Annotated in this window: 16 protein-coding genes and 1 tRNA gene; 13 read left to right on the top strand and 4 right to left on the bottom strand. The window is 64.6% G+C overall.

The window, feature by feature from the left end:
- The first annotated feature begins 42 nt into the window (after window positions 1-42).
- Entirely contained in the window at window positions 43-1,368 is a 1,326-nt protein-coding gene (locus I6F16_RS24540) for an FAD-binding oxidoreductase (RefSeq protein ID WP_225114671.1), read from the top strand.
- Between the two features lie 3 nt (window positions 1,369-1,371).
- Window positions 1,372-2,112, top strand: coding sequence for an SDR family oxidoreductase (locus I6F16_RS24535; protein WP_225114672.1), 741 nt, complete (start codon window positions 1,372-1,374; stop codon window positions 2,110-2,112).
- A 188-nt stretch (window positions 2,113-2,300) separates the two neighbouring features.
- Here the strand turns inward: I6F16_RS24535 and I6F16_RS24530 are convergent, their stop codons facing one another.
- Window positions 2,301-3,266, bottom strand: coding sequence for a complex I NDUFA9 subunit family protein (locus I6F16_RS24530; RefSeq protein ID WP_225114673.1), 966 nt, complete (start codon window positions 3,264-3,266; stop codon window positions 2,301-2,303).
- 151 nt (window positions 3,267-3,417) lie between these two features.
- On the opposite strand from I6F16_RS24530, the gene I6F16_RS24525 reads away from it, so the two are divergent.
- Window positions 3,418-3,504 (top strand) — tRNA-Leu (locus I6F16_RS24525).
- Window positions 3,505-3,660: 156 nt separating this feature from the next.
- Here the strand turns inward: I6F16_RS24525 and I6F16_RS24520 are convergent.
- From I6F16_RS24520 to I6F16_RS24510, 3 genes are all read right to left on the bottom strand, one after another.
- On the bottom strand, window positions 3,661-4,158 hold the full coding sequence (locus I6F16_RS24520) for a lysozyme inhibitor LprI family protein (RefSeq protein WP_057030568.1): 498 nt from the start codon (window positions 4,156-4,158) through the stop codon (window positions 3,661-3,663).
- A 295-nt stretch (window positions 4,159-4,453) separates the two neighbouring features.
- Window positions 4,454-5,323, bottom strand: coding sequence for a tripartite tricarboxylate transporter substrate binding protein (locus I6F16_RS24515; protein ID WP_193760605.1), 870 nt, complete (start codon window positions 5,321-5,323; stop codon window positions 4,454-4,456).
- 273 nt (window positions 5,324-5,596) lie between these two features.
- Window positions 5,597-6,862 (bottom strand): MFS transporter, encoded by a 1,266-nt coding sequence (locus I6F16_RS24510; protein WP_225174065.1) that lies wholly within the window; start codon window positions 6,860-6,862, stop codon window positions 5,597-5,599.
- 274 nt (window positions 6,863-7,136) lie between these two features.
- Here I6F16_RS24510 and I6F16_RS24505 point away from each other — a divergent pair, with 274 nt between their 5' ends.
- From I6F16_RS24505 to I6F16_RS24460, 10 genes are all read left to right on the top strand, one after another.
- Window positions 7,137-8,447 (top strand): UbiA family prenyltransferase, encoded by a 1,311-nt coding sequence (locus I6F16_RS24505; protein ID WP_225174064.1) that lies wholly within the window; start codon window positions 7,137-7,139, stop codon window positions 8,445-8,447.
- A 208-nt stretch (window positions 8,448-8,655) separates the two neighbouring features.
- Window positions 8,656-9,270, top strand: coding sequence for a ribonuclease D (locus I6F16_RS24500; RefSeq protein WP_225113827.1), 615 nt, complete (start codon window positions 8,656-8,658; stop codon window positions 9,268-9,270).
- A gap of 165 nt (window positions 9,271-9,435) precedes the next feature.
- Window positions 9,436-10,167: an LPS export ABC transporter periplasmic protein LptC gene (gene lptC, locus I6F16_RS24495; RefSeq protein ID WP_225113826.1), complete on the top strand. Its 732-nt coding sequence runs from the start codon at window positions 9,436-9,438 to the stop codon at window positions 10,165-10,167.
- A gap of 5 nt (window positions 10,168-10,172) precedes the next feature.
- A complete protein-coding gene (locus I6F16_RS24490; RefSeq protein WP_036024401.1) occupies window positions 10,173-10,889 on the top strand; it encodes an LptA/OstA family protein in 717 nt (238 codons plus the stop codon).
- Between the two features lie 223 nt (window positions 10,890-11,112).
- On the top strand, window positions 11,113-12,126 hold the full coding sequence (gene lptB / locus I6F16_RS24485) for an LPS export ABC transporter ATP-binding protein (RefSeq protein ID WP_036024403.1): 1,014 nt from the start codon (window positions 11,113-11,115) through the stop codon (window positions 12,124-12,126).
- A 90-nt stretch (window positions 12,127-12,216) separates the two neighbouring features.
- Entirely contained in the window at window positions 12,217-13,839 is a 1,623-nt protein-coding gene (rpoN, locus tag I6F16_RS24480; RefSeq protein ID WP_225113825.1) for an RNA polymerase factor sigma-54, read from the top strand.
- Between the two features lie 81 nt (window positions 13,840-13,920).
- The gene (gene raiA, locus I6F16_RS24475; protein WP_036009184.1) at window positions 13,921-14,526 is read left to right on the top strand and encodes a ribosome-associated translation inhibitor RaiA; all 606 of its coding nucleotides are present in this window, start codon (window positions 13,921-13,923) and stop codon (window positions 14,524-14,526) included.
- 219 nt (window positions 14,527-14,745) lie between these two features.
- On the top strand, window positions 14,746-15,207 hold the full coding sequence (ptsN, locus tag I6F16_RS24470; protein ID WP_008141251.1) for a PTS IIA-like nitrogen regulatory protein PtsN: 462 nt from the start codon (window positions 14,746-14,748) through the stop codon (window positions 15,205-15,207).
- A 347-nt stretch (window positions 15,208-15,554) separates the two neighbouring features.
- Entirely contained in the window at window positions 15,555-16,838 is a 1,284-nt protein-coding gene (locus I6F16_RS24465; RefSeq protein WP_225113824.1) for an O-antigen ligase family protein, read from the top strand.
- Window positions 16,839-16,851: 13 nt separating this feature from the next.
- Window positions 16,852-17,871 (top strand): cellulase family glycosylhydrolase, encoded by a 1,020-nt coding sequence (locus I6F16_RS24460; protein WP_225113823.1) that lies wholly within the window; start codon window positions 16,852-16,854, stop codon window positions 17,869-17,871.
- The last annotated feature ends 197 nt before the right edge of the window (window positions 17,872-18,068 follow it).

Here is an 18,068-nt window from a genome sequence, read left to right as displayed (position 1 = left end):
TTTCGCAATGCCGGGCGGCGCGCCCGGCGCAGGAGCTGAGCCATGACCCTCGTCAGCGGCTGGGGGCGCTTCCCGGTCGTCGATACCGAGATGCTGCGTCCGCGCGCGTTCGCGTCGGTTGCCGACGCCATCGTGTCCGGCACCGTGGCGCGCGGCAATGGCCGTGCCTATGGCGATGCCGCGATCGGGACCGTCAGGACCGTGACGATGACGGGCTTCGACCGCATCAGGTGGTTCGATCCGGCGACCGGCCGAATCCGCCTCGAGGCCGGCGTGCTGCTCTCGGACCTGATCGAGACCTTCGGCCCGCGCGGCTTCCTGCCCTTCGTGCTGCCCGGCACGCGTTTCGTGTCGATTGGCGGCGCCATCGCCGCCGACGTGCACGGCAAGAATCACCATTGTGAAGGCGGCTTCGGCCGCTATGTCGACAGCATCCTGCTGCGCACGGGCGAGGGCGAATTGATCGAAGCCTCGCGCGAGCAGAACTCCGACGCATTCTTTGCGACGATCGGCGGCATGGGCCTGACCGGGGTCATCCTCGAAGCGACCTTGCGGCTGCGCAAGGTCGAAACGGGGTGGATTCGCGAGCGCGTGATCTCGGCATCCGACCTCGATGCCGCGATGCGCGCGCTCGATGCAGGCGATGCCGCGACCTATTCGGTGGCCTGGATCGATTGCGCCGCCCGCGGCAAGGATCTCGGCCGCTCGCTGATCTATCTCGGCGAGCACGCCGGCAAGGACGAGCTTCCTGCCGGCGCCGCGGCGTTTCCCGCCGGCAAGCATCCCGGTCTTGGCGTGCCCATCGATTTGCCCTCGATGACGCTGAACCGCTTCAGCATCCGCGTTTTCAACGAGCTGTATTATCGCATGGGCGCGCGCCGCGCCGGCGGCAGCCATGTGGTCTCGCTCTATCCCTATTTCTTTCCGCTCGACAGCATTGCCGACTGGAATCGCATCTACGGCAAGCGCGGCTTTCTGCAGCATCAATGCGTGATCCCGGAGAACGGCGCGCGGGACGTGGTCGGCGAGATTCTGGGTCGCGTCGCGCGGCGCGGCGATGCCTCCTTCCTCGCGGTGCTGAAGAAGCTCGGCGAGGGCGAGGGCATCCTGTCGTTTCCGCTGCCCGGCTACACGCTGGCGCTGGATTTCCCTGTGCGCGGCGACATCCTGAATTTTCTCGACGAGATCGACCGTCTCGTTGTCGCGGCCGGTGGCCGGCTCTATCTTGCCAAGGATGCGCGCCAGTCGCGCGAGACGCTCGAAGCCGGCTATCCCGCCCTGCCGCGCTTCAACGCGATCCGCAAAGCGCTCGACCCCGCCGGCAACATCCGCTCCAAGCTTTCACAACGTCTGTTCGATGAGGTCTAGGCCGTGACGTCGCGCAAGTCTGTACTGGTGCTGGGCGGCTCATCCGACATCGGCCGCGCCACGGCGCGCGCCTTTGCCAAAGCGGGATACGATGTGGGGCTCGCCGGCCGCGGCGTCGGCGCGCTGGAGCCTGACGCCGCCGATCTTCGCGCGCGCTACGATGTCGAGGTCGGTGTTCACACATTCGACGTGCTCGACACCGCCTCATTCGAGGGCTTCGTCGGCGGCCTGCCCGCGCTGCCCGATGTCGTCATCTCGATCGTCGGCCTGCTTGGTGTGCAAGAGAGCGCGCAGAGCGATCTCGCCCAGGCCACCGCGATCATGCGCTCCAACTACGAAGGTCCGGCGCTGATCCTCGGCCTGTTCGCGGAGAAGTTCTTGGGCCGCGGCAGCGGCACGCTGGTCGGCGTGTCCTCGGTCGCCGGCGATCGCGGCCGCGCCTCCAACTATGTCTATGGCTCGGCCAAGGCCGGCTTCTCCGCCTTCCTGTCCGGCCTGCGCGCCCGCGCCAGCCGTGGCGGCGTGCACGTTGTCACGGTCAAGCCCGGCTTCGTCCGCACCAGGATGACCGAAGGCATGAAGCTGATCGGCCCGCTCACCGTCGAAGCCCCCGTCGTCGGCGCTGCGATCCTTCGCGCCGTCGAGAGCAAGACCGACATCGTCTATGTCAGCGGCAGATGGCGCCTCGTGATGCTGATCATCAAGACGCTGCCGGAAGCGGTGTTCAAGAAGCTGAAGTTTTGAAAGTCGTGTAACAGGCCAGTCTTCGCTCCAGCGACAGTGCACCCCCTCGCCCCGTTCTTACGGGGAGAGGGTTGCGGTGAGGGGCCTCTCTCCGCACGAGCGGTCTTCGAGAGACCTGTACCCCCTCACCCGGATTGCTGCGCAATCCGACCTCTCCCCGCAAAGCGGGGCGAGGTAAAGAAGATCCCTCACACGCTCATGCGCTGGAACTGGCCCTGCGGGCGGAAGCGCCAGAGATATTGCGGGGCGATCGCTTCCAGCGAGTCGGCCTGGATGCCGAGGCCTTCCAGCGTCAGCCCGGCCGCCTTCGCCGCATCCGACACGATATTGTCGCGCTCGAGCAGCGTGACCTGGTCCGGCGTCAGCTTGAACGCGCCCGGCGCGAATTGCAGGAAGTTGGCCTGGAAGCGGGCGAGGCCGAACGTCAGCGGCACCAGCATGCGCTTGCGGTCGGTGATTTCGAGGATCGCCTCGATGATCTCGCGCATGGTCAGCACTTCCGGCCCGCCGAGCTCGTAAGTGGCGCCCGCCTTGGCTTTGCCGTCGGCAGCATCCGCGATCGCGCTGGCGACGTCGCCGACATAGACCGGCTGCATCTTGGTCTCGCCGCCGATCAGGGGCAGCACGGGCGACATCCGTGCCAGCGCGGCAAAGCGGTTGGTGAACTGGTCCTCGGGGCCGAACATCACGGAGGGGCGGAAGATCGTGGCGGAGGGAACCGCGGCCATGACCGCGGCTTCGCCGGCCGCCTTGGCCCTGGCATAGCGTGAGGGCGACTGCGCATCGGCCCCGATCGCCGAGACATGCACCAGCGCGCTACCTGCGGAGGCAGCCGCCTTGGCGACGGTCTCGGCGCCCCTGGCCTGGATGGCGTCGAACGTCTGCTTGCCGCTCTCGGTGAGCACGCCGACCAGATTGATCACGACATGCGAATCACGCAGCGCCGCCTCGACCGAGGCCGGATAGCGCAGATTCGCCTGCACGGTGTGAACCTGCCCGACCCGGCCGAGCGGCTGCAGGTATCCGGCGAGTTCCGGCCGCCGCACCGCAACCCGAACCCGGTAATCCCGCTTGCACAGGGCGCGGACGACGCTGCGGCCCAAGAACCCCGATCCGCCGAAAACCGTGACCAGCGTGTCCAGATTCGATGCCATGGGAGCCGTTCCTGCGGAAAAGAGTGCGTCTTGTCAGGCTTGTATCGGGCCGGTTTGCGATGCGCAATCGGCATCCCGACCCCGGCCTCACGCATGAATTGACAACGGCGTCACCGAACCGTAGTAACCGCCTCCGTGCCCCAAACGGCATGCCCAGGTGGTGGAATTGGTAGACGCGCTGGCTTCAGGTGCCAGTGGCTTAACGGCCGTGAAGGTTCGAGTCCTTTCCTGGGCACCATCCCCTGCTCAAGCGATTGAAATCGCTCATCCGCAGGACATCGAGCTGCTGACCGGTCCGCGACACCGAAGCACGGCGCTCATGGCGCCGAATGGCCGTCGTCGCCACGTCGGAAGGTGCCGGCAAGGCCGGTGACCCGAGCCCCCCTAGGAAGCCTCAGTGCTCGTTGACCGCAGCGCCCAGCTTGATCAGGCTCAGCGAGCGGTTCGCGGTCTCGCGCAGGCGGCAGTAGCTCGCGCCGCCCCGGTACATGCCGGGGTCGACGTTGTCGAAGACCGCGCAGAGGCGATCACGCGAGGCGGCGAAAACTTTCTGCGAGTCATTGACGGCCTTGATCGCGTCGGCGAACCCGCCGGCCTGAACCTTCTTCAGCGCCTCACTGGTTTTCTGCGTCCAGACGGCGAGTTCGCGCGCCGCGCAGGCCTTCCATCTGGCGACATCGTCATTCGCGCCCTCTGCCGCCTTGATGCAGGGGTCGGCGACGAGCCCGACGCAGGCGCTGCCGAAACCGCCGGTTTTCTCCACCTTCTTCAGGCAGGCATCGATCACGGCAAGGTCGGCTGGCGCGGTGCTCTGGGCGGTGTCTTGGGCGAAAGCCATCGATGCCAGCGGGAGGCCTGCGGCGAGAATCGCGGCGGCAAGCTTGAATTTCACGGGAGATCTCCGTTCGGCGCATCGATGCAACCTTGGTCACCGGAGGCCCGGCGTGGGTTCACCCGTATGTGGAGCAGGAGCCGTTCCTCACACCACCTTCTTCCCGGTCCGCTCCGCCACCGCCTTCTGCACGTCATATCTGGAAACCATCTGGGCGGCTCCGCAACGACGACCGTGCATTTGACACGCCGGCAGACGCCCGGAGTGTCGCCATGATCCGCTCGATGTCGGCTGGGCGCCGAATACGGAGAGCCACGACGAGCAAAGCGGGCTGGGCTACTAGGCCGCGACGCGGCTAATCCGACGGCTTGACGCCGAGATCGCCCAGGATGCGGAGCATCACGTCGCTGTCGCGCTTGAAGATCCGATTCGTCGTTTCGAAATCGGCCGGCGATGACAGGATGAAGTTGTTCAGCATCTGCTGAACTTTCGGATCGGTTCCGGCTTGGATCAGCAGCGGCGAGAGGCGATCGACGATATCCCGCGGCGTGCCGGACGGCACCGCAAACGTGGTGAAGGGACGCAGATTGTAGAAGTCGCCGACGGCGCCTTGCTCGGTCATGGTCGGCGTGTCCGGATGGGGCGGCAGACGGGTGCCGACCACGCCGATCAGGTTGCCGGTGCCGGCTTGGATGACGGGCGCGGCTGCGGCATAGCTCCCGGCGGCGCCATCAAGCGTCTGTCCGGCGACGTCATTCCACATCGGCGCCTCGCCGCGATACTGGATGACCTGAACCTTTATGCCGTATTGCTTGGCGATCGTCTCGATCAGGACGTGCGGCGTCGAGCCCACGCCGTAGGATCCCCAGTTCACGCTGCCGACTTTCTTGCAGTATTCGATGAACTCGCGCAGGTTGGTCGCACCGGTCTTCTTCGCCGCCACGACCGGACCGCCAGCGCCGATGACCATCGTCAGATAGGTAAAATCATTTTCGGGATCGTAGGGCAGGTCTCTTACCGTGACGCGGTTCTGGATCAGCGACGACGAGATCGTGCACAGGATGGTGGTGCCGTCCGGATCGGCGCGTTTCGCTTCTGCCACGCCGATGACGCCGCCGGCGCCGCCCTTGTTCTCGACGATGACCGGCTTGCCCACCTGCCGCGCCAGGAAGTCGCCGAACGCGCGCGCGATGCCGTCGGTCTGGCCGCCCGGTGGATAGGGCACGATGATCCTGATCGATTTGGACGGCCACGCGGATTGCGCCTCGGTCCTTACAGCCGGCGCGCACAAAGCGACGGCCGAACCCATCACGAATGTTCGTCGTGTCAGCTTTCTCATTTCCCGCCCTTGGTCTTGTTGTTTCTTGTCGAGTCGCGAGGACCGATCGAATGAAACTAGCGAAGAACGTGGCTGCGTGACGTGCGGCACTGTGTCCGCAACAAAGCAGGTGACTTCCACCGCGCGGAAAACGAATTCGGACGGCGGCTCCTCTCCCCCTCACACCACCCGCTTCCCCGTCCGCTCCGCCACCGCCTTCTGCACGAAGTACATCATCACCAGCGTGATGATCGTCGTGGTCACGACGACGTAGCCGATCCGGTCAAAATGGAGCAGCGCGCCGTCCGCGCCTTGCGCGATGATCGCGCTGGCGAGCACCGAGCCGAGCCCACCGGAGAGTTGCTGCAGCGAGGCGCTGACCGCGCTGAACGAGCCGCGCTGGCTCGCATCGGGGATCGCCGACATCAGCGCCTGCGAGGGGATCATGCGCGAGAAGATGCCGACGAACATCAGCACGTTGACGATGATTGCGGTCGCGAGCGAGACGTGGCCGAGATGGGTGTAGATCAGCACCATGAGGACGGTCATGGCGCAGCCGAACACGAAGGTCGGATATTTGCCGAACGCGTCGCTGGCGCGGCCGACCAGAGGTCCCGTGACGATGCTGAACAGGCCGGAGACGAGATAGATCGTCGGCAGATGCGTGATGTCGATGCCGAGATTGTGCACGGTGTAGGCGCTGGAGAACGGCATCAGCATGTAGCCGCCGGTCGCCAGCAGCGTCGTGACGGCGAAGGCGAGCGTGTAGCGCGGCTCACCGACCGTCGCGACCAGATGGCGGAACGGGTTTCTGTCCTGCTTCAGCTTCAGATGCGCGTCGACCGGCTCCATGGCAAAGGCGATGATGGCGATCGTCACGATCGACAGCACCACGATGGCGATGAAGCAGACATGCCAGCTCCAGTAATTGGCGAGAAACAGGCCGGCGGGAATGCCGAGCACCTGGCTGGCGGCGAACGCCGTCTGGATGATTCCCATCACGCGGCCGCGCATCTGCAACGAGAACAGGTCGGTGATGATGGCGAGCACGACCGCGCCGATCACGCCGCCGAACAATCCGGTCACGATCCGGCCGATCAGCAGCACATGGTAGTTCGGCGCCACCGCGCACAGCAGCGTGCCGAGCGTGAAGCCGACATAGAAGAACAGCAGGAGGCGCTTGCGATCGAACCGATCGGCAAAGCCGGCGGCGAGGATGCCCGATAGTCCCGCACTGAACGCGTAGGCCGATACGGCAACGCCGAACTGCCCCGCCGTGATGCCGAGCGCGGGCATCAGGATAGCGCCGAGCGGCGACATGATGATGAAATCGAGGATGATCGTGAACTGCGTCAGCGCCAGCAGCGCGATGAGGAGCGCCTGGTAGCGCGAAAATCCGCGCGGACGCTGGTCGTCGATCGGCGCAGCGAGCGTTGGTTCGGTCATGGCACCTGATCCAGGGTGGGACCCCCGGGGAGGGAAATTGGCAGATAGGGTGGGCCGGGACGATATCCACGGCGCGCGAAGCAAAAGTTCTGACGGTACAGGAAGCTCGCGCCGGATTGTGGGATCCGGGCAACAGCGCCTCGGGCGGAAGCCGCCCCATCTCTCCAGGTGAATTAAGCCGCCTTTAGTGAATGTTCCCATAGGGTTGGCCGTCCAATTTCCTGCTCCCCCGGCCGAATGCCGGTCATGTCACGGCAAGTCAGAGCTTTTTCGGATGGAGCAGCGTGCCTCCCAGTATGATCCTGGCCTGTCCGAGCCGTCGGCGGCCCGGACCCTCGTCATCGACCTCGGAGGCGCGCTGCTGCGTTCCGAGCTGCTGATGGAGGCGCTGTTCTCCAGCCCCGGCCGCATGCTGGCGCGCTTCGGTGCGGGCGGACGGGCGGGGATGGCGGCGCTCACGGCGATCCTGGCGCGAGCCGAGATCGACTACGCCCATCTGCCCTATGATTCCGATGTGATGAACCGGGCGCTGGCGGCACGGGCGCGCGGTGAGAAGATCTATCTCGTCGCGGATCGGCTCGCCGCTCATGCCGCGGCGATGGCAGCGCATCTCGGCTTCGATGGCGTCGTCACGCACGCCGATCTCGCGGCGGGGCGCGTGCCGTTCGATTGTGCCTCCATCACGCGCATCGAAAATCGCGAGGTCCGCAGAGCCGGCCTCGCCACCTGGGTGAAGGCGCTGCGGGTTCATCAATACGCCAAGAACACGCTGGTGTTCGTGCCCGCGCTCACGGCGCATCAGCTGGACCTTTGGACGCTCGGCTACGCGCTGCTCGCATTCCTGGCGTTCTCGGCCTGCGCTTCGGGCGCCTATCTGATGAACGATCTGCTCGATCTCGCCGCCGACCGGCAGCATCCGAGCAAGCGCCACCGCGCGCTCGCGGCCGGCGATTTGCCGATCTCGTCGGCGCTGTCGGCCATTCCTGCATTGTGGTTGTTCGCGCTTGCCGCCAGCCTCTGCATCTCGCCGCTGTTTCTCGGCGTGCTCGGCCTCTATCTCGGCACCACGATCGCCTATTCGCTCGTGCTCAAGCGCAAGATGCTGGTCGACATCGTCACGCTCGCCGGCCTCTACACGCTTCGCATCGTCGCCGGCGCGGTCGGCGTCGGCGTGGTGCTGTCGGAATGGCTGTTGATCTTTTCGCTGTTCGTGTTCACCTCGCTCGCCCTGATCAAGCGCTTCAGCGAGCTCAGCATGCGCGAGAGCGTGGGCCTCGCCGATCCCTCCAACCGCGACTATCGCGTCACCGACCTTAACGTCATCGCCGCGATGGCGGCGGCAAGCGCCATGAACGCGGTGACCGTGTTCTCGCTCTACGTCTCGTCCTCGGCGGTGACGCCGCTCTACAGCCGCCCCTGGATGCTGTGGCTGCTCACACCGCTGCTGCTGTACTGGTTCGGCCGTGCTCTGATGATGGCGCATCGCCGCGAGATGCCGGACGATCCGATCCTGTACGCGTTCCGGGACGGCCCCAGCCGCACCGCAGTCGCGGCGATGATCTGCATCATGCTCGCCGCGATCTGACCGACCCGTAAGATCACGGCCGCTTGCGTGACCTGTTGCGACTGGCTACATCGCGATCCATTCGACTAAAGCGCGATGCGATTAAGATGAATCGTCATCGCGCTTTAGGTTATTGATTGAGCATGATCTTTTCGGAAAACCGCTGCACACTTTTCCGGATCATGCTCTAGCCTATGATATCGACGCACCGATTCGACCCGAGGGTTTCATGACCGTACGCCTGCACCGCGGCGACCTGCCCGACCTGTCCCGCTACACCGGAGCGGTCGCGATCGACACCGAGACCATGGGGCTGAACCCGCACCGTGACCGGCTCTGCGTGGTGCAGCTCTCGCCCGGCGACGGCAGCGCCGACGTGGTGCAGATCCCCAAGGGCCACACCGACGCGCCGAACCTGAAGGCGCTGCTGGCCAACCCGGCGGTCACGAAGATCTTCCACTTCGCGCGGTTCGATGTCGCGGTGCTGTACCAGACCTTCGGCGTCATGACCGGGCCGATTTATTGCACCAAGATTGCCTCCCGCCTGACCCGCACCTACACCGACCGCCACGGCCTCAAGGACCTCGTCCGCGAGGTGCTCAACATTGACCTCTCCAAGCAGCAGCAGTCCAGCGACTGGGGTTCCGACAGCCTGAGCGAGCCGCAGCTCGCCTACGCCGCCTCCGACGTGCTGCATCTGCATGCCTTGCGCGAGCGGCTGGACGCCATGCTGGTGCGGGAAGGCCGCAGCCAGCTGGCGCAGGCCTGTTTCGACTTCCTGCCGACCCGCGCCCTACTGGACCTCCAGGGCTGGGCGGAAGAGGACATTTTCGCGCACTCCTGAAGGCCCCCCGTGGCGGTTGGCCCGGGATTGCCGCCCCGTTTCGGACACTTTCGTAACGGCCTGTCGCCGGCTGCATATTTGGGCGGCGACGGATAGAATGGGGTGCGCCCCCTCGACCGGATAAGGGCGAGCGATACGTCAGGAGACAGGTAAGCAGGAACCCCGGTGAATTCGGCCCAGAACCCCACCTACGACGCCGCGCTTGCGGCGAAGTTTGCCAGCGCGGCCCGCCACAGCCGCCTGGTGCGGATTCTGCGCATCGCGGTCCCGAGTGCTGTGGTGCTGTCCATGGCTGTCATCGTCGGCGTCTCGATCTTCAATCCGTTCCGCATGCTGATGCCGAAGCTGCCGCTCGACTCCGGAAATCTGGTGGTGTCGGGCACCAAGATCACGATGGAATCGCCGCACCTCGCCGGCTACACGCCGGACCAGCGGCCCTATGAGCTCTGGGCCAAGACCGCGACGCAGGACATCACCGATCCCGATCATGTCGATCTCAATGACCTGCGTGCGAAAGTGCTGATGGAGGACAAGTCGACCCTGTTCCTCGATGCCCGCACCGGCCGCTTCGACAACAAGCAGCAGCAGCTCGATCTGCGCAAGGACATCTTGCTGCGCACCTCGACCGGCTACGAGGCGCGGCTCAATTCCGCCTTCGTCGACATGGGCAAGGGCACGGTCTCCTCGGACGAGCGCGTCGACGTCAAGCTGACCAACGGCACGCTGAGTGCGGATCGCCTGCGAATTACCGAAGGCGGCGACGTCATCCGCTTCGAGGGCAATGTGGTGATGCATCTGGACAAGCTGGATGAACCCGCCGCTGCTCAGCCTGGACCTACCGAGCCTGCGCCGACGAAGACGCGCACGCCTCAGAACAAGTCTGCCAATTCGAAGTGATTTTCATGATGAAGTTCTTCTCGCGCAACGACAACAGGCGCAGCGCGATCGTCAGCGCAGCCGCGCTTGCCTTTGGTGTCTTGATCGCATCCGGTGAAGGCCGCACGCAGAGTTCGGCGACTGCGCCCAACAACGCGCTGCAGGGCTTTACGCAAAACCGCGATCAGCCAATTCAGATCGAAGCGGCCTCGCTCGAGATGCGCGACAAGAAGAAGGAGGCGACCTTCTCCGGTAATGTGAAGGTCGTGCAGGGCGACACCACCATGACCTCGAAGACGCTGGTGGTGTTTTACGATTCGGGCGGCGGCGACAAGCCGGCCGCGCCGCAGCCTGCGGCGAAAGCGACCAAGAGCGCGCCGATGCAGTCGGCGCAGCCGGGTCCGGGCGGCAGCTCCTCGATCAAGCGGCTCGAGGCGCGCGGCAATGTCGTGGTCACCCAGAAGGACCAGGTGGTGACGGGGGAGACCGCCGTGTTCGACACCAAGACCAACCTGATCACCATGTTCGGCGGGGGCTCGGGCCAAGTCGTCATGACCCAGTGCAAGAACGTCATGCGGGGCGATCGGCTGACTGTCGATATGACGACCGGCGTGTCACGTGTGGAATCCGACAGCGGCCGGGTTCAGGTCCTGCTGCCGCAGGGCTCCAGCAATGATTGCGGTTCGGGCAAGCCCGGCGGCGCGCCGCCTTTGCAGTTACCCGGTGCAAGTAAACCAAAATGAATTCAACGGCTTGGTTCTGATGCGGCCGAACCGAGGGTTGAAGCCTGCCCGGCGAGCCTGTATCTAGCGCGCAGGGCTTTCGAAGCGGGTCCGCCGCTTTTCGGGCGTGTTTCACTGGGCATGAGACATTCCTTCACCCATGCTGCGTCGGCCAATCGCTCAGGCTGGCGCGACAGATCGCGCGGATTTCGCGCAAGACGACGCCAAAGGCTAGAAGGCGGGGATGGTCGATCTCTTCAGCATGTTCCGTCGGCGCCCCGCCAAGCGCGGCCGGCCAGGATTTGCGCGTCAGGACATCACTGCGCTCGGGGACAGCGTCGGCGGCCTCGTGCCCAGTCCCGTCAGGGACACGCCGATTGCCCGCGACCAGCCCCGCGGGCCCGACCAGTTCCAAGGTGACTACACGGGCGACTACGAGGCCGACTATCAGGCCGAGCCGCGTCCGCAGGCGGTTCATCCCGTCCGAACGGCCGCCAGGTCCAACGGTGCCGGCGCGCCGCAGCTGTTGAAGCGGCCCGGCTTCCTGGCTGTGCATAGTGTGGAAAAGGCCTTCGGCAGCCGCCAGGTGGTGCGCGGCGTCAGCATCTATGTGCGTCGCGGCGAGGCCGTCGGCCTGCTCGGCCCGAACGGCGCCGGCAAGACCACCGTGTTCTACATGATCACCGGCCTGATCAAGGCCGATCGCGGCGCGATCGAGCTCGACGGCCACGACGTCACCAAGCTGCCGATGTATCAGCGCGCGCGGCTCGGCATCGGCTATCTGCCGCAGGAAGCCTCGATCTTCCGCGGCCTCACCGTCGAGCAGAACATCCGCGCCGTGCTCGAAGTGGTCGAGCCCTCGCGCAAGAAGCGCGAGCAGCAGCTCGACTCGCTGCTCGACGAGTTCAACATCACGCGCTTGCGGAAATCACCGTCGATCGCGCTGTCCGGCGGCGAGCGTCGCCGCGTCGAAATCGCGCGCGCGCTGGCGACGCGGCCGAACTACATGCTGCTCGACGAGCCCTTCGCCGGCATCGACCCGATCGCGGTCGGCGACATCCAGGACCTCGTCCGCCATCTCACCAATCGCGGCATCGGCGTGCTGATTACCGACCACAATGTCCGCGAGACGCTCGGCCTCACCGACCGTGCCTATATCGTCTATGCCGGGGAAATCTTGACCGAGGGAACCCCGGATGAGATCGTTGCCGATCCGGACGTGCGCCGCCTTTACCTTGGCGAGGAATTCCGCCTCTAGCCCTTTTTTCCAATTCGTCAAGACGTGTACATCGGGCTGAGACTAGGATAAGCAAAAATCGGACCAACTTTTGGGATCGGTTCTTGCTTCATGGCGCTTACGCAGAGATTAGAGTTCCGGCAATCGCAGTCGCTGGTCATGACGCCGCAGCTGATGCAGGCGATCAAGCTGCTGCAATTGTCTAATCTCGATCTCACGACCTTCGTGGAGGAGGAGCTCGAGCGAAACCCGCTGCTGGAACGGGCCAGTGACGAGGCCCCCGCGGGCGAAGCTCCGGCCGAGGCGGCCAATTACGGCGATTCCGACGGCCAGAACGACGGTCCGGGCGAGGACGGCTTCGGCGGCAGCGCGGAAGGCTTCGAGCCGGGCCAGGAAGAATGGATGAGCAAGGATCTCGGCACCCGCGCCGAGATCGAGCAAACCCTGGACACCGGCCTCGACAACGTCTTCTCCGAGGAGCCGGCCGAGGCGGCCGCGCGCAACGCGCAGGATGCCGCGCCAACCACCTATACCGAATGGGGCGGCGGCGCCTCCGGTGACGAAGACTACAATCTCGAAGCTTTTGTCGCGGCCGAGACGACGTTGTCGGGCCATCTCGCCGAGCAGCTCTCGGTTGCCTTCACCGCGCCCGCGCAACGCATGATCGGCCAGTACCTGATCGACCTCGTCGACGAGGCCGGCTATCTGCCGCCCGATCTCGGCCAAGCCGCCGAGCGTCTCGGCGCGTCGCAGGCCGAGGTCGAAAGCGTCCTCGCCGTGCTGCAAAAATTCGATCCGCCCGGGGTCTGCGCGCGTTCCTTAAGCGAATGCCTGGCGATCCAACTGCGCGAGCTCGACCGCTACGACCCCGCGATGCAGGCGCTGGTCGAGCATCTCGATCTGCTCGCCAAGCGCGACATCGCGGCTCTCCGCAAGATCTGCGGCGTCGACGACGAGGACATCGCCGACATGATCGGCGAGATCCGCCGCCTCAATCCCAAGCCCGGCATGAAGTTCGGCTCGGCGCGCCTGCAGACCATGGTGCCCGACGTCTATGTCCGCCCGGGTCCCGACGGCGGCTGGCATGTCGAGCTCAACAGCGACACCTTGCCGCGCGTGCTCGTCAACCAGACCTATTATTCCGAGCTGTCGAAGAAGATCGGCAAGGACGGCGACAAGTCCTATTTCACGGATGCGTTGCAGAACGCGACCTGGCTCGTGCGCGCGCTCGACCAGCGCGCCCGCACCATCCTGAAAGTGGCGACCGAGATCGTGCGCCAGCAGGACGGGTTCTTCACCCACGGTGTCGCCCATTTGCGCCCGCTCAATCTGAAGGCCGTCGCCGACGCCATCCAGATGCACGAATCCACGGTGTCGCGTGTCACCGCCAACAAATACATGGCGACCAACCGCGGCACGTTCGAGCTGAAATATTTCTTCACGGCCTCGATCGCCTCGGCCGACGGGGGCGAAGCGCATTCGGCGGAAGCGGTGCGTCACCACATCAAGCAGCTGATCGATTCGGAGGAGCCCTCCGCGATCCTGTCGGACGACACCATCGTGGAACGCTTGCGCGCCTCGGGCATTGATATTGCCCGCCGCACGGTCGCGAAGTACCGCGAAGCCATGCGCATACCTTCCTCGGTGCAACGCCGCCGCGACAAGCAGAGCGCTCTTGGTAACGTCCTCTCTACCGCCTTGTCCGATCGCTCCCGCAATCCCGAACCGGCCTGATTGCGCTGGCGCCAAATCGCGCTACTCTCGATGCCCCATCGAGACCGATCCAAGCTGGGCACCAACCAAGCGAGGCATCACATGACTCTCAGAATCTCGGGAAAGAGCATCAGCGTCGGCGAGGCGCTGCGCGGCCGCGTTGCCGACCGCACCGACGAGGTGCTGCGCAAATATTTCGACGGCAATTATTCCGGCCACATCACGCTGAGCAAGGACGGCTTCGGCTTTCGCACCGATTGCGCCCTGCATCTCGATTCGGGAATCACGCTGGAAGCCGATTCGAACGCACCGGATGCCTATGCCAGTGCCGACCAGGCGCTGGTGATGATCGAGAAGCGGCTGCGGCGCTACAAGAACCGGCTCAAGGACCGCTCCGCGCGCAAGGCCCATGCCGCCTCCGAGGCGATGGCTGCGCTCGACGCCACCAGCTATGTGCTGGAAGCGCCCGGAGAGGGCGAAGAGGAAGTCGCCGGCTACAGCCCCGTCATCATCGCCGAGCAAACCACGTCGCTGAAGCGGCTCTCGGTCAGCGAAGCCGTCATGGAACTCGACCTCAGCGGGGCACCCTGCCTGGTATTCCAGCATGGCTCGTCCGGCCGGGTGAACATCATTTACCGCAGGGCGGACGGCAATGTGGGTTGGATCGACCCGCCGGGAGCCAAGGTGGACGGCCAGGGCGGTGGCTAGGCCCGCCAGCCGGCGCCCGTACCATCCCGGCCCTTAACAATGACGGGGGCAAAGCCGTACGCGGGAGTTGGCACCGGGATTGCGTTGGAGTAGAAGCCCCCCACATCTGGATCGGGGCTAAGTCCGCCTCCTGCTTCATGTTATTGACGCCGGCCGAGCTTGGTCTATCAAGCTGGCCAAATCGGAACCTGACGGTTTAATTCACCTCGGAAAGCTTCCATGCCGATTACCGATCTGGTCGCACCCGAGGCGATTCTCCCGGCATTGAAAGTCAACAGCAAGAAGCAGGCCTTGCAGGAGCTTGCGGCCAAGGCCGCTGAGCTGACCGGGCAGAACGAGCGCTCGGTGTTCGAGGTGCTGCTGCAGCGGGAGAAGCTCGGCACCACCGCGGTCGGCTATGGCGTCGCCATTCCGCACGGCAAGCTGCCCAAGCTGGAGAAGATCTTCGGCCTGTTCGCGCGGCTCGATCGTCCGATCGACTTCGAGGCGATGGACGGCCAGCCGGTCGATCTCGTCTTCCTGCTGCTGGCCCCCGAAGGCGCCGGCGCCGATCACCTCAAGGCGCTCGCCCGCATCGCCCGTCTGCTGCGCGACCAGGACATCGCCAAGAAGCTCCGCGCCTCGCGCGATGCGCAGGCGATTTATTCCGTGCTGGCGCTGCCGCCGGCAACGGCGGCGTAACGTTTCTTTTTTCCCGCCCGGCAAGGGCCCAATCGTGTCTCGCACCTGATTGTGAGGGCGGCGTCCCGTCATGCCACCTTGATCTCAAAGGTAGAAGGTAGGACAATCTTCCCGCCTGAGACGCACGGCACAGTGGGCGGCGCCAAAATCCGCTGAGAGCCGTTCGAAGCCGTGGACCGAGCGGACGTGACTGGGAATGGAATGACGCCGTTGCGCCTCGCCGCCGCGGCGGGAGAACGGCTCTGGGAATCAGGCCTCGACCGGCCGATGCCCGCGGTAGGCGCGCGTGCGAAGGCGCTCGTAGTGCACGGTGTGGGAAGATCCGCCGCGCTTCAGGCGGTCCGCTCATGACCAGCCTGCACGATTCCGAGGAGGACGCCAGCGCGATCTGGACAGCGCCCCGCGTCGGCGTGGAGAAGCTCGCCAGAATCGTGATGCGTGGCTCGATCACCGTCAATGTGATCGCGTCGATGGGTGTCCTGCAGCCCGCGCTGCTTCCCGCAGAATGGAGCTTCGTGCAACAGGCCGTTGCGCTTCTGATGTGGGTCATCCTGATCTACGCCAGTGCGTTCGTGCGACCCTGCCTGCGGGTGCAGCCCAATCCCGATTTCATCGCGCTGGTCGCATTCTATGCTCTCGCCGCTGTTTCCGTGCTCTGGACCGGCCTCGCCACCGCGGCGATCATGAAGAGCGCGGCCCTCGTGATGACGACCTTCGGTGCGTACTGCCTGATCACGCGGATCGACATTGACGAGATCGTCGGAGCGACGGCGCTGGGGCTCTTCATCTTGGTCGCCGCCTCGGCCCTGTGTGCGGTTTTCGTGCCCGAGATCGGCGTCGATCAGAGCTGGATGCACAACGGCCAGTGGCAGGGAATCTACGAATCGAAGCAGACCCTCGGCTTCATCAGCGCCTATCTGATGTTCTTTGCCTGCTATCAGAAGATGACGGGCCAGGGCTGGACAGTTTTTCTGCTTACGTTTCTCCTGGGATCGACATGCGTCATCGCCTCGGAATCGCGTGGTGCCGGTGCCGTTGCAATTGCCGCCGGTGCACTGCTCATGACCTCCCTATGGTCGATCCGCTGCATGAGGATTTACGCGGTGCTGCCGGTCGTCATGTGCATCCTGGCTGCGCTCCTGATCCTGTATTTCTATGTCACGGGCTACGATTCCATCCATCTCGGCGAATCGACCATCAATCTGACCGAGCGAACCTTCATCTGGCAGTACGCCATCAGCCATTTCGACGATGCGCCGCTGCTGGGCTTCGGCATCAACGGGTTCTGGACGCGCCCTGCCATTTACGACTACTTCAACCAGAACCACGGCTGGGTGCTGGACAATTATCATAGCGGCTACATCGCGGTGGCGATGGAAACGGGATTCCTGGGATCCGTGCTTTTCGTGGCGAGCGTCTATCTGTTCTCGGAAAAGGTCCTGTACCTGATCGCCACGCGGACGATCGACCGTCGCCACTGCGCTCTCATCATCGGATTCGTCGTCCTCAGCTTTCAATCGAATTTCACGGAGACGATGTTCCTTCGCTCGACCATGTTCACCTCGGTGCTGCTCGTTGCATTCTTCTTCGCAGTGTGCCGGCCGGTGCCGCAGCAGGGCCTGCAGAAATGATGGGGCAGGCGGGATGAATGCCATCTGCGTCCGCTGGGCTGTAACTTTCGGTCTCGCAATGACGCTATCCGTGCTTGCAATCTGCTCCCCGGCAGAAGCAGCCGGACAGGCCGCGTCCGCGCCCCCAAAACTGGGGCGCGGCATCAACATCCTCGGCTATGACGGCATTTGGGAGGGAGGCCGGAACGCGCCATTTCGTCTGGACAACCTCACCACGATCAGGCGCGCCGGGTTCTCGCACGTCCGGATCAATTTCTTCGGCTTCAAGTTCATGGACCCGGAGAATGCGCTGGATGAGATCGTCTTGAGGCGGCTCGATGCGGTGATCGAGGAGGTGCTCGCCCGAAATCTCATCCCCATCCTGGACGAGCACGATACCCATATCTGTCAGCGCGACGTCTCCGAGTGCGCCGGGAAGCTGAAAGCGTTCTGGACGCAAATCGCCGCGCGCTATGCCGGAAAATATCCGAGGCTCGTCTTCGAGGTGCTCAATGAGCCGGGCGGGCAGATGACGTCCGCCGCCTGGAACGCCCTTCTGAACGAATGTCTCGGCATCATCCGCGCCACCAACCCCCGGCGGCCGGTGATCGCCGCGGTTCTCAACGTCGACGAGATGCCCGTCGAGGACTTGGTCCTGCCGCCGGATGACCGAAATATCATCGTCACGTTTCACTATTACGCGCCGATCCGCTTCACCCATCAGGGCGCACCGTGGTCGCCGACGTTCTCGCAATTAGGCCCGCTCGATTGGGGCACGCCGGAGGACGAGCAGAAGGCGCGCGCCGATTTCGACAAGATCCGGTCCTGGTCCGAACGGGAGAAGCGTCCGATCTATCTCGGTGAGTTCGGCGTATACGAGGCCGCGCCAGCCGAAGCACGGACGAGATATCTGTCGTTCGTGGCGCGAAGCGCGGAGCGGCTCGGCTGGGCCTGGGCCTATTGGCAATTCGATCATGATTTCGCAGCCTTCGACAGCGCGCGTCAAAGCTGGAAGCCGGAGATCATGCGGGCGCTGATTCCGGCGGGGCGGTGAGGCAGGGGCGTGACCTGAACTCGGCCGCGCCGGTGCGAAGCCATCCGACGATCGGATAGTTCAGCCTGGAGCGCCGTCATCAGGCTTAAGGCGCCGTGTTGCGGCGCGTTGTGATCAAACAGTATCGAAGTACCAAATGTATCGGAGTGTTGCTCCTCGAATACAGCGCGCGGAGGCCGGCCGATGTACCTTACCGG

This window comes from Bradyrhizobium sp. IC4060 (assembly GCF_020193715.1).
Lineage (GTDB): Bacteria > Pseudomonadota > Alphaproteobacteria > Rhizobiales > Xanthobacteraceae > Bradyrhizobium > Bradyrhizobium yuanmingense.
Note: the sequence above shows the minus strand (reverse complement) of the source record. Positions and strands in the feature narration are given on the sequence as shown.